This window comes from Flavobacterium aquariorum (genome assembly GCF_003254745.1).
Lineage (GTDB): Bacteria > Bacteroidota > Bacteroidia > Flavobacteriales > Flavobacteriaceae > Flavobacterium > Flavobacterium aquariorum.
Genome location: NZ_QKXH01000001.1, coordinates 588,318 through 601,064, shown reverse-complemented (window position 1 = coordinate 601,064; position 12,747 = coordinate 588,318). Strand labels below are relative to the sequence as shown.

The window sequence follows — 12,747 nt, the reverse complement described above, 5'->3', positions numbered from 1 at the left end:
TATTCGTAAAAAATTGATTTATAATAACATATTATTATAGAATTCCGTATAAGCCACTGCGAATTCTTCTTTATGTTTCAAAGGTAGAAAAGGTTTATTTGAAGATTCTATAAATTTTGTTAAACTTGGAGAGAGTCCTTCTGAGGCAATAATAACCGCATCAGAATTACGAATAGTAGTTTTTATAATATTTTCATAATTTGGCACTTCCAGTTCGGAAATTGCTTCATAAGGAATACCGTCAAATCTTACTTTGTTGATCATTCCAACATCTAATGTCCCATCAAAAGACTGGCTATAGACAGAAGTAACTATTTTAGTATCAGAAAACAATGCTTCATTTTTATAATAATGTTTCATATAAACCGGCAACATGGCAGCCATCCACCCGTGTACGTGAATAATATCCGGCACCCAATTCAATTTCTTAACGGTTTCTACAACACCTTTGGCAAAAAAGATAGCGCGCTCATCGTTATCCGGATACATAACTCCCTCCTCGTCGGCAAAAGTCGCTTTTCTTTTAAAATACTCTTCATTATCGATAAAATAAACCTGTATTCTTTCTTTTGGAATAGAAGCTACTTTTATAATTAAGGGCATGTCCAAATCGTTCACCACCAAATTCATTCCAGACAATCGAATTACTTCATGTAATTGATGTCTTCTTTCGTTGATATTTCCATACCTTGGCATAAAAATTCTAATTTGCCCTCCTTGATCATTAATCATTTTTGGTACGTCATAAGACATTAATGAAACCTCATTTTCAGCGAGATAAGGTACAACTTCAGATGATACGTATAATATCCTCTTATCTTTCATAGTATAAATTGATTAATTATTGGCAATAAAAACCACGCAAAATTACAAAATTTTATGCAGTTATGGACTAAAATATTAAGTTTGCACCTAATTTAAACAAAACTGCCATGCAAATTTTCTATGGAAAAGCGGCTTTAATGGACTATCTATCCACATTAAAGACTACAAATTCTTCAATTGGGTTTGTTCCGACAATGGGTGCTTTGCATGAGGGACATCAGTCTTTAATGCTACAATCTACTAAGGAAAATGACATAACTGTTGTTAGTATTTTTGTAAATCCGACGCAATTTAACAATCCTGAAGACTTGGAAAAATATCCTCGTACTTTGGATGCTGATATAATAAAAATCTCCAACATCAATCCAAACATTATCGCTTTTGCTCCAACAGTTCACGACATGTATGAAGGAAAAACCCTATCACAACCTTTCGATTTTGACGGACTGGAAAATAAAATGGAAGGGAAGTTTAGACCAGGACACTTCGACGGCGTGGGAACTATCGTAAAACGTCTTTTTGAAATCGTAAAACCAACCAGAGCATATTTTGGTGAAAAAGATTTTCAGCAAGTACAAATAATCAAAAAGATGGTTGAAAAAAACCACTTACAGGTAACAATTGTTGTCTGCCCTATTCATAGAGAAATCAACAACTTAGCTATGAGTTCTCGAAATGAACGCTTAACTTTGCACGAAAGAGAAGAAGCTGGAATCATCTATAAAATACTAAACGGAGCCAAAGCAAAATTCTCAAATAACAGTGCAGAAAAAACTACCCAATGGGTTAAAAATCAATTCAAAAAAAATAAAATATTTACTTTAGAATACTTTGAAATTGCAGATGAAAAAACACTTACGACTTGCAAACGAAAAAGTAAAAACAAAAAATACAGAGCATTCATAGCTGTATTTGTCAACAACATCAGATTAATAGATACCATATCATTAAATTAAAAAATACCATGCACATTCAAGTTGTTAAATCAAAAATTCACCGGGTAAGAGTCACAGGAGCCGACCTAAATTACATCGGAAGCATTACTATAGACGAAGCATTATTAGAAGCAGCAAACATAATAGAGGGTGAAAAAGTATCCATTGTTAACATAAACAATGGAGAACGTTTTGATACTTATGCCATAGTTGGCGAAAAAAATTCTGGAATAATTACCCTAAATGGGCCAGCAGCACGAAAAGTACAAAAAGATGACATCATCATAATCATTTCATATGCCACTCTGGAATTTGAGGAAGCCAAAACATTTAAGCCCTGGATTGTTTTTCCAAATGAAAAAGACAATTCTTTGACATAATAGGTATGTTCATTCCTACTTTGTGAATACATAAAATAATTGTTTATATTGCTAATCTATTTATCATAAATAACCAACCCCCATTATTATATGAAACATTTATTTATAGTATTGCTGGCCTTTTTTTCGATTTCTGGTTACTCACAAATAAAAATCATTCACTTAGATTCCGGAAAACTTCAAGAAAAAAGAGAACTTTATGTTTCTTTACCAGCTTCTTATGAAAAAAATCCAACCAAAAGATATCCTCTATTAATTTTAATGGATGGCGACTATCTACTAAACCCGTTTTTGGGCACTTTAAACTATGGGGCTCATTGGGATGATTTACCCGAAGTAATTGTTGTAGGAATAAGCCAAGGTCAAAACAACAAAAGGTCAATTGATTGTGGTTTGGACGAAGTAACAGGAATGCCAGATGGTAAAAGTGTTGATTTCTTCGATTTTATATCTCTGGAGTTAATTCCATTCATACAGCATGACTATAGAACTACCAATTTTAAAATCATCGCGGGGCACGATATAACCGCTGCTTTTTCAAATTTCTTTCTATATAAAGACAACCCATTATTCAATGCTTATATTTGTTTAAGCCCCGAGCTACCAGTAAATATGGAAGATGAATTACCGGATTTACTAACCTCTATAAAACAACCTATTTTTTACTATCTGTCCACTGCAGATGGTGACAATAAAAAAATGCAAGAAAGAATCAAAAAATTTGATTCCAAAACTCAAGCCATCAAAAATCCAAATTTGAATTACAAGTTTGAAAATTTTAATGATGTGTCTCATTACTCTCTAGTTTTACATTCTATCCCAACAGCTTTATATCAAATTTTTGCAGCGGCTCAACCTATTTCCGTACTAGAATATGACACAAAAATAGTTACTCTCAAAGAAGGCTATGTTGATTACTTGAAAAATAAGTATGATCTCATTGAAAATTCATTTGGTATAAAAAACCCAATTCGAATCACCGATTTCAAGGCGATAGAAGCAGCTATCATAGAAAACAAAGACTATAATGAATTGGATGCTTTAGCGATTCTTGCCGATAAAAGTTATCCAAAAAGCATGCTGGGAGATTATGAATTAGCTACCATGTTTGAAAAAAAAGGAGATAATCCAAGAGCCGTGCGCTATTATATGTCGGGATTCAACAAAGAAGAAATTGCCGATCTAACCAAAGACATGATGTTTGCCAAAGCCGAAGAATTGAAAAAAACTTTTGCTAAAAAACCAAAAATAAAAGGAAAAGTAGGCCAAGATGTTGAAGCAAAACAGGAAGTAATTGAAGAAACTCCCGCATCTGACATCCCTGTTTCAGAAGAAAAAAAACAATAATAATGACCAAAGTAAAAACAACTTTTTTTTGCCAGAATTGTGGTGCGCAATATGCCAAATGGCAAGGACAGTGCAATTCTTGTAAAGAATGGAATACTATTGCCGAGGAAATTATACAAAAGCAGGAAAAAGTTGCTTGGAAAAGTGAATCATCTACCACCAGTAAAGCACCAAAACCGTTACGAATTAACGAAATTGACAGTGCCGAAGAAATTCGTCTCGACACAACTGACAACGAGCTGAACAGAGTCTTAGGAGGCGGAATTGTCCCTGGTTCTTTGATTCTTTTAGGAGGTGAACCCGGAATTGGAAAAAGCACACTGTTACTTCAGATTTCATTAAAATTACCTTACAAAACTTTATACGTTTCGGGTGAAGAAAGCCAAAAACAAATTAAGATGCGTGCCGAGCGCATCACTCCAAACGGAGACAATTGTTATATTCTTACCGAAACCAAAACACAGAATATTTTCAAACAGATTGAAGCTATTCAACCCGAAATTGTAATAATCGATTCAATTCAGACTTTACATACCGATTATATTGAATCAACCGCAGGAAGTATTTCGCAAATTCGGGAAACTACTGCAGAACTAATCAAATTTGCAAAAGAAACTAATATTCCTGTCATCTTAATTGGCCACATTACCAAAGACGGAACAATAGCTGGTCCAAAAATATTGGAACACATGGTTGATACCGTGTTGCAATTTGAAGGCGATCGTAATCACGTTTATCGCATTTTGCGTTCGTTGAAAAACCGTTTTGGATCAACTGCGGAAATTGGTATTTACGAAATGCTGGGCAGCGGATTGCGAGAAGTATCCAATCCATCCGAAATATTGATTTCACACAAAGACGAAGAATTATCAGGAACGGCAATTGCCACTACACTCGAAGGTATGCGCCCCTTAATGATTGAAATACAATCGTTGGTAAGTACCGCAGTTTATGGAACCCCGCAAAGGAGCACCACAGGTTACAACGCCAAAAGGCTGAATATGATTTTGGCCGTTTTGGAAAAAAGGGCCGGTTTTAGGCTTGGTGCCAAAGACGTTTTCCTGAACGTAACAGGAGGAATTTCGGTGGATGATCCAGCCATAGATTTAGCTGTTGTGGCCGCCATTTTATCGTCAAATGAAGACATCCCAGTCAACAAAGATTTTTGTTTTGCTGGCGAAGTTGGCCTTTCGGGTGAAATTCGCCCAGTGAACCGTGTGGATCAACGCATACAAGAGGCAGAAAAATTGGGATTTTCGACTATTTTTGTATCCAAATACAATAAAATCGCCTTAAAAAATACGGGAATAAAAATTCAATTGGTAGCCAAAATCGAAGATGTTGCCAGCGAGTTGTTCGGGTAAAACACTATTTAAAAAAGACTTCTTTTCCATTTTAAACATGAGAACTAACAAACAAAAGTTACTATTAGCTTCCAAAATACTAGGAATCGTTATTGCTGTACTCCTAATAGGCTTTCTTGTGTTTAGAAACGAACTTTTGGATCAAGCAATCGACAAAGTTTCAACAACTATGAAACTGGAATACAATAGTGAGTTTGCTATCAAAAAAGCTTCTTTTGACGGTGTGTCCGGAATTGTATTGGACGAAATCACCTTGGCTCCAAAAAACCGGGACACTATTTTTAAAATTCAAAAAATAAAAACCAGCGTCAATTTATGGCGATTATTGATAGGTGATGTACAATTGGGCACATTAGAAATAAAAAATGGTTATGTTCAGTTAACCAAAAAAGGGAAAATCAAAAACTTTGGTGCTTTCCTCAAAAAAGACAAAAACGAACCGAAATCTACTAAAAAAAGAGATTATGCCGAATTTGCCTATCGCATTATCTCTAAAATACTCAATTTGGTCCCAACGGATATGACTCTCGAAAACTTGGTATTCAAACTGGACGACAATGGCAAAAAGGCAACGGTAAACTTCAAAAAACTAACTTTATATCAAACCAAATTAGAATCGTCTATCGCGGTGCAAACCAACACTTTTGCGCAACGTTGGAGAATCAACGGAATAGCAGATCCTAGAAACAAAAGAGGAGATTTACACTTTTTCAATATTGATACAGGAGCTATCAAAGTCCCTTATTTTGATGAACGTTACAATCTAAAAGCCAGCTTTGACTCCATTCGATTCAATGTTCAAAATATTGATATGAGTGGAGGTGAATTACACTTGGATGGTTATACTTCTATTACAAACCTGAAAATGAACCATAAACGAATTGCCAATAAAGATGTAAACATCAAAAATGCCAGATTTGATTATCGCTTCTTATTGGGCTCAGATTTTATCTCAATAGACAGCAGTTCAACTTTTCAATTCAACAAAATCAAACTGCATCCTTACCTTTCCTATAATACCGAAGAAGATACGGTTTATAAACTAAAGGTGGCTATTCCAAAAATGAAAGCGCAGGATTTTATTACCTCACTTCCAGATGGATTGTTTACTCATTTTCAAGGAATGGAAGCCACTGGAGATTTTGATTATAAATTGGATTTCATGTTCAACAAAAACAAACCGAATACCATTGTATTTAAAAGTAACATAAACAAACAGAATCTAAACATAACCAAGTACGGGAATATAGACTTAGCCAAATTAAACGGAGAATTTACCTATCGAGCCATTGACAATGGCGTTCCACAACGTGCAATCTTTGTAGGCCCAAGCAATCCGTATTACACTCCTTTGGAACAAATTTCGCCTTACTTGCAAAAATGTGTTTTAACTTCCGAAGATCCTTCTTTTATGTCGCATCACGGATTTATAAACGAGGCCTTCAAACAGTCGATTCTGAAAAACATTCGTACCAAAAAATTCTCTCGTGGCGCGAGCACTATAAGCATGCAATTGGTAAAGAATGTATTCCTTACCAGAGAAAAAACCCTGTCCCGAAAACTGGAAGAAATTCTTTTGGTGTACATCATAGAAAACAACCGAATCACAAGTAAACAGCGTATGCTTGAGGTTTATTTCAATATTATTGAATGGGGGCCAAATGTATATGGAATTGGCGAAGCTGCCGAATTTTATTTCCAGAAAAGACCAGCCGATTTGAATGTACAGGAATGCTTATTTCTGGCTACAATAATCCCAAAACCAAAGAAATTCATGTGGCAATTTGACCAGGAAGGTTTGCAAAAAGCCTATGCGACCAAGCAACAAACTTTCTTAAGAAATCTAATGTTTCGCCGTGGTTTATTGATTCCTGACGACACGATTGGTTTATCATCACCTATAACGCTTACAGGGCGTGCTCATTCTTTATTAAACATCAAAGTAAAAGACACAACTGTTATCGATTCAACGGCGGTAAAAGAAGAGTTTGATTTTTAAACTATTTAAAATTCCTCAAAAATTCTTCTTTATATGTTGGTGAAACTTCAATTTCTGCCCCATCATTCAAGGTAACAATACCACCTTTATTGTATGATTTCACGCAGTTCAAATTGATAATATGGGATTTATGAACGCGGATAAAAGGTAAAGGCAGGATTTCCGAAAAATGCTTTAAAAAACGACACGCCATTTTCTTGTTTCCGTTATGGAGATACAAATCGGTGAAATTACCGTTACCGCGAAGACGAACGATTTCTTCCATTTTAACCACTTCAAAACCTTCCAAAGTTGGTAAAATCACCTGTTGCTTTTCGGGTTTGGGTTCCTGAAAATTGGCAACAATTATCTTATTTCTATTGAAAATCTCGTGATTCAGGATTTGATGATGCACTTTGTTTACCGCAACAATTAATTCTTCAATGCTAATGGGTTTTAGCAAATAATAAGCAGCACTTTGGTTTAAGGCCTTCAGCGAATATTCCGAAAAAGCCGTTACAAAAATAGTCTCAAAATGCAAATCCTTACAGGCTTCAAGCACATCAAAAGCATTTCCAAAAGGCATTTCGACATCCAGAAAAACCAACTGTGGCTGTAACTCGTGCAGCATCGGAACAGCTTCTTTTATGTTTTGGGCTTCGCCAATCACCTCCACTTGCGGACAATATTTACTCAAATAATTTTTGAGTACTTCCCGGGCAGCCAATTCATCTTCGACAATTACGCTTCTTATCCTTTGAAAACTCATGCTATTTTATCAATTAATGGAAAAACAATTTCGACTATAGTTCCTGTTTCTGGCAACGTTTTTTCAAAAATCTGAAACCTTATATTCTTTTTGTACAATTCATTAAGCAGGCCAATCCGCTCTTTCGTATTGCTCATTCCTCTCGATTCGTGCGCTTTTTGATTGCTCGTTTTAAGCTCTTGACTTTTGGTTAAACCAATGCCATTATCTTCAATACGAATCACCACTTTTGCATTCGCTAACTGAACGTTCAATAGCAATAATCCTTTGGCATCCAAATACCGTAATCCGTGCCAAATGGCATTCTCTAAGTGAGGCTGAATAATCATATTGGGAACCATCGTTCTTTCGGGATCTAATTCTGCGTCAACACTTATCTTGAAATCAAACTTATCCTGAAAACGCAGGTGTTCCAATTCCAAATACTTTTTCAATTGCTCCAATTCATTATCCAATGTAATGAAATCCTTGTTGGAATTCTCCATCGTATTTCGCATCAAATTCGAATAAGAAGTCAAGTATTTATTAGCTTCACGTTCTTTATTTTCGGCTATAAACTGATTAACGCTATTGAGACTGTTGAAAATAAAATGCGGATTCATTTCGCGTCTCAACGACTGCAATGCGATTTCTTTGTTCTTTGTTTTAATCGAAAAAAGCGTTTTTACTATCCACAGAAATAACAATAAAAGCAATCCTATCGAACCCAAAAGAAAGTAATTGAAAGTATTTGTCTTGGTGATTAACTCGTCTTTCAAAGATTTTTCCTTTTCCAATTGGCGAATTTTATCTTCGCTCACCTGAAACGCTTTTGTGTCAATCAAAGTCGTATCCGATTGCACTAATTGTTCAAAATTTTGAAGAAATTGGTTGTACAAAGCCAAACTTTCCTTGTTATTCCCTTTTCCATTGTAATACTGAGTCAACGAAATCAAACACTTTTTGGCTTCGGCAGAATTTCCTTTCTGCAGGGCCAAAGCAAATGCTTCCTTCAATGCAGTGATGGCTTTATTCGGATCCTCTTTTTTGAAATAAAGAACCGATAATGACTGCAATTGCTTAATTTGAGTACTGAAATCCTGTTTAGTTTTGGCATCCGCCAAAAGCTTTTCATTGATCCCAATCGCCTTGTCAAACTGGTTATCTGAAGCGTAAACCTTAGCAATCTCATTGTTGATTTTGATGATGGCTGCCGGTTTTCCTTTTGCGTAAGCGAGCGCCTGATTGTAACTTTCTATCGCAACTTCCTTGTTTTTTTGTTTCAAAGAATTCTCAGCTTTTTGGACATACGCCGCCGATACTTCTTCTTCCTTGTTTTCTTTTTTGAGCAGCTCTATATTCGAATTTACGTATCCTTCCTGAACCACCGGGCTCGCCACAGAACGCAAGCGATTGGCATCATTGGCATTGATTTTTTCAAGACTTTTATCCTCAGATATATCCCCTGCGACTTCGTAACTCTTAATCGCCGATTTATAATCTTTCTGTGATTCCTGCACTTTGGCGAGGCTCCTAGTTACGCGGGTTACATCATCCGTAAGCTTTAATTTGGTGTAACTTGTGATCGCTTTTTTAAAATATTCTTCAGCTTTGGTATTGTCACTTTTATTGAAAAACTCATTTGCCAGCCGTTCATAATTTTTAGCAATTTGAGCTTCGTCATTTACCTCCAAAGACTTTTTTAAATCATTACTTACCCTACTCATCTTAGAAGCTGGCATCGATTTGCTCTTATACAAAGAATCCTGAGCCATTGTTCCTATAGGAAGCAACAGCATAAGAAGGAATATGATATATATAGTTAGTAAACGCATTTTATTAAGTTTCTGAGTTTCTAAGACTCTAAGTTACTAAGTAAATTAATAATAGTTTGGAGCAGAAAGATTTAGCATTTTCATCAGCACTAGTCCCGCTTTCCGTTTCAATCTTATAAGCCGAACCCCGGCTTATAAGGATTTCCACTGCAATCGGGGCTAAGAGACAATATTTTGTTTTTTCAAGTTACTTAGAATCTTAGCTTCTTAGAAACTTAGCCACTTTCAAAAAATTCCACTGTGTAAAGTAAAGTATTTTAAACTCCTTTTACAACTCGTTTCACCAAGTCAAAAGGCCGTTTCACCATTTGTCCAAAAAACGAGTGTTATTAGTTTTTAAGTTTGGTCTGTAATCAACCTTTAAAAACGAAAAATCATGAAATCGACTCTATTTATCTCCGCGCTTTTGGCAACCACAATTTCTTTTGCAAGCTGCAATTCTTCGAATGCAAAACCAATCAAAAATGACATAAACGAAAAACCAAAAGCAACTGAAAACACCAAAATTCAAGTGGCGCTTTTATTGGACACTTCCAACAGTATGGACGGATTAATCGATCAAGCCAAATCAAGGCTTTGGAATATCGTAAACACATTGACTACGCTAAAATATTCAGGTAAAACTCCCGATATCGAAATTGCATTATACGAATACGGCAACGACGGATTGGCCCAACAATCCAATTACATAAGACAAGTTACGCCCCTAACCACCGATTTGGACTTGATTTCCGAAAAATTATTTGCTTTAAAAACAAATGGTGGTAACGAATATTGTGGTGCTGTAATCCAAGATGCAACCCAAAAATTGCAATGGGGTGCAGCAAACAACAATATGAAACTCATATACATTGCAGGAAACGAAGCTTTCAATCAAGGCGGCATCAACTACAAAGAAGCCATAAGCGACGCTATGAAAAACGATATTTATGTGAACACTATTTTCTGTGGAAGCAGCATGGAAGGCATCAACACCTTTTGGAAAGACGGCGCTGATTATGGCAAAGGAAAATACTTCAACATTGACTCTAATCTCTCAGTTAAATATTTATCAACGCCTTATGACGATCAAATATCCAAATGCAATGTAAAAATCAATAACACCTATATTGGCTACGGAGCAAAGGGTTCTTCTAAAAAAATGAACCAAGAAGTGCAAGACAAAAATGCACAAGGAGTTTCAGCAGCCAATTATGCCGAACGTGCCGTAAGTAAATCCAAAGCAGTTTATAAAAATGAAAGCTGGGATCTTGTTGACCGTGTAAAAGAAGATCCAAAAGCCATCGCCAAAATTAAAAAAGAGGAATTACCAACTGAACTTCAAAACAAATCGGAAGCTGAATTGGAGGTGATTGTTACCCAAAAAACCAAAGAGAGAGAAGCAATCCAAAAAGAAATTAGCGATTTGGGCAAAAAACGCCAACAATATATAGATACCGAAGCCAAAAAAACAAAATCACAAGACGATTTAGGAAATGCAATCAGTACTTCTATTGTGGCTTTTGCGAAAGTAAAAGGCTATACAGTTGAAAAATAAAACATTCTAACCTATAAATCATATAAGTTCACAGCAATTTAAATCTTAAAATTTACTTACGTAACTTATCTGTTTATAAAAGACGTTATTTGTAATGAATATCATATAAAAATTAAAATACCTACTTATGTTCAAAAAAACGATATTATCTGCCTTTTTATTGGTTACCACTATTGCTTTGGCACAAAAACCAATTTTCACCACTGCCAAAGTAAAAGCTGCAACCGTGTATTTTAATGCTGCCGAAATTTCGCAAACCACCAATCTAAATCTGCCTTTGGGTACGAGTGAAATTGTTATCAAAAACGTAGCGGTAGACTTAAATGAAAATTCGGTTCAAATAGGAGCGCCTGCAACAGTAACTGTTCTTTCTGTCCAATTTACCAACGATTATGTTTCAGAATATGAAATAGATTTAAGATCGCCTGCCTTAAAAAGAGTAAAAGACAGTATTGTTTTGGTACAAAAAGAGATTTTAAAAGTAGGCAATGCAAAAAATGCGGAGACCAAAACACTGAGCCTTTTAGACAAAAATCAACAAGTTTCAGGAGTAAATTCGGGTTTGAATGTGATGGAACTAATGAAAATGGTCGATTATTATAAAGCCAAACAGACTGAAATTGCCAATACGATAAATACTCTAACCGAAAAAGAACAAAAGCTAACTGAAATTCTTCAAAAACTAAACAACAAACTCGAAGTAGATACGAGCAAAGAAGAAAAAACCTCATCCGGTAAATTGATTGTTCAAGTGATGAATAATTTGGCCGGAGCAGTTCCACTAGATATTACTTATTTGTCGAATAATGCTTCTTGGACACCTTTCTATGATCTTCGTACCGAAAGTGTAACAGCGCCAATCAATATGATGTACAAAGCGCAGGTAGTTCAAAACACAGGAATCGATTGGAAAAAAGTAAAACTAACATTGTCCAGCGGTGTTCCCAACCAAAATAATCAAGCACCATTATTGAATTCTTGGTTTTTAAATTACAGACCAAATTTAAACGAAGTAGTTATGACGGGTTATGGCTCTAAGAAAAAAGGAGTTCCAACCCAATTGCAAGGAAGAGTTGCAGGGGTTCAAATTGCTAACGAAGAAATGGATGCACAACCGATTATGCAATCAGAATCATCAATTTCAAACTACACCACAGTACTAGAAAACCAACTGAATATCTCCTTTGATATTGATATTCCATATGATATTTTGTCGAATGGAAAAGTGCACAGCGTTTCGTTAAAAGAAATCAAACTTCCCGCATCGTATAAATTTTATGCAGTACCAAAAGCAGAAAAAGATGCCTTTTTACTCGCCGAAATTATCGATTATAGTAAATACAACTTATTGAGAGGCGAAGCCAATATTATTTTTGAAGGCATGTATGTGGGTAAAACTTTAATTGAACCAAGTCAGACAAGTGACACTTTAAGTTTGAGTATGGGCCGTGATAAAAAAGTTACCATCAAGCGAGAAAAAGTGGTGGATCAATCGGGTACCAAGTTTTTGTCTTCCAAAAAAGAGCAAATTTTCACCTTTGATATCACTTTAAGAAACAACAAAAAAGAAGCCATTGAAATGATATTGAAAGATCAATATCCATTGAGTTCAAATAAAGATATTGAAATTGAATTGCTTCAAAGTGACCATGCCAAAGTAAATCCAGAAACAGGTATTCTAACCTGGCAATTGCAGATGAAGTCGAATGAAACTAGGAAAATCAGGATAAGTTACAAAGTTCGTTATCCTAAAGATCAGGTTATAGATAATTTGTAAACAGCAAAAAACCTGTCAGAT

The 12,747-nt window shown here is 35.4% G+C and carries 10 protein-coding genes; 7 read left to right on the top strand and 3 right to left on the bottom strand.

The features are described 5' to 3' along the window. Positions 1-18: 18 nt before the first annotated feature. On the bottom strand, positions 19-825 hold the full coding sequence (locus DOS84_RS02545) for a glycogen/starch synthase (protein ID WP_111408530.1): 807 nt from the start codon (positions 823-825) through the stop codon (positions 19-21). Between the two features lie 107 nt (positions 826-932). Here DOS84_RS02545 and panC point away from each other — a divergent pair, with 107 nt between their 5' ends. From panC to DOS84_RS02520, 5 genes are all read left to right on the top strand, one after another. Then, positions 933-1,781 carry a pantoate--beta-alanine ligase gene (gene panC / locus DOS84_RS02540; RefSeq protein WP_111408529.1) on the top strand — a complete coding sequence of 283 codons (849 nt, stop codon included), beginning with the start codon at positions 933-935 and terminating at the stop codon, positions 1,779-1,781. A gap of 8 nt (positions 1,782-1,789) precedes the next feature. Continuing rightward, on the top strand, positions 1,790-2,140 hold the full coding sequence (gene panD / locus DOS84_RS02535) for an aspartate 1-decarboxylase (RefSeq protein ID WP_077378752.1): 351 nt from the start codon (positions 1,790-1,792) through the stop codon (positions 2,138-2,140). Between the two features lie 90 nt (positions 2,141-2,230). Continuing rightward, positions 2,231-3,487, top strand: a complete 1,257-nt coding sequence (locus DOS84_RS02530) for an alpha/beta hydrolase (protein WP_111408528.1) — start codon at positions 2,231-2,233, stop codon at positions 3,485-3,487. 2 nt (positions 3,488-3,489) lie between these two features. Beyond that, on the top strand, positions 3,490-4,851 hold the full coding sequence (gene radA / locus DOS84_RS02525) for a DNA repair protein RadA (RefSeq protein ID WP_111408527.1): 1,362 nt from the start codon (positions 3,490-3,492) through the stop codon (positions 4,849-4,851). Positions 4,852-4,888: 37 nt separating this feature from the next. After that, entirely contained in the window at positions 4,889-6,850 is a 1,962-nt protein-coding gene (locus DOS84_RS02520) for a transglycosylase domain-containing protein (RefSeq protein WP_111408526.1), read from the top strand. Position 6,851: 1 nt separating this feature from the next. Here the strand turns inward: DOS84_RS02520 and DOS84_RS02515 are convergent, their stop codons facing one another. Together DOS84_RS02515 and DOS84_RS02510 are read right to left on the bottom strand one after the other, a co-directional pair. Beyond that, complete coding sequence (locus DOS84_RS02515; protein ID WP_111408525.1) at positions 6,852-7,598, bottom strand: LytR/AlgR family response regulator transcription factor; 747 nt, start codon at positions 7,596-7,598, stop codon at positions 6,852-6,854. Continuing rightward, the gene (locus DOS84_RS02510) at positions 7,595-9,412 is read right to left on the bottom strand and encodes a tetratricopeptide repeat-containing sensor histidine kinase (protein ID WP_111408524.1); all 1,818 of its coding nucleotides are present in this window, start codon (positions 9,410-9,412) and stop codon (positions 7,595-7,597) included. Before DOS84_RS02510 ends, DOS84_RS02515 begins: the two co-directional genes overlap by 4 nt. Positions 9,413-9,788: 376 nt before the next feature. On the opposite strand from DOS84_RS02510, the gene DOS84_RS02505 reads away from it, so the two are divergent. Together DOS84_RS02505 and DOS84_RS02500 are read left to right on the top strand one after the other, a co-directional pair. Beyond that, positions 9,789-10,949 carry a vWA domain-containing protein gene (locus DOS84_RS02505; RefSeq protein WP_111408523.1) on the top strand — a complete coding sequence of 387 codons (1,161 nt, stop codon included), beginning with the start codon at positions 9,789-9,791 and terminating at the stop codon, positions 10,947-10,949. Between the two features lie 127 nt (positions 10,950-11,076). Next, on the top strand, positions 11,077-12,726 hold the full coding sequence (locus DOS84_RS02500) for a DUF4139 domain-containing protein (protein WP_111408522.1): 1,650 nt from the start codon (positions 11,077-11,079) through the stop codon (positions 12,724-12,726). Positions 12,727-12,747: the final 21 nt, after the last annotated feature.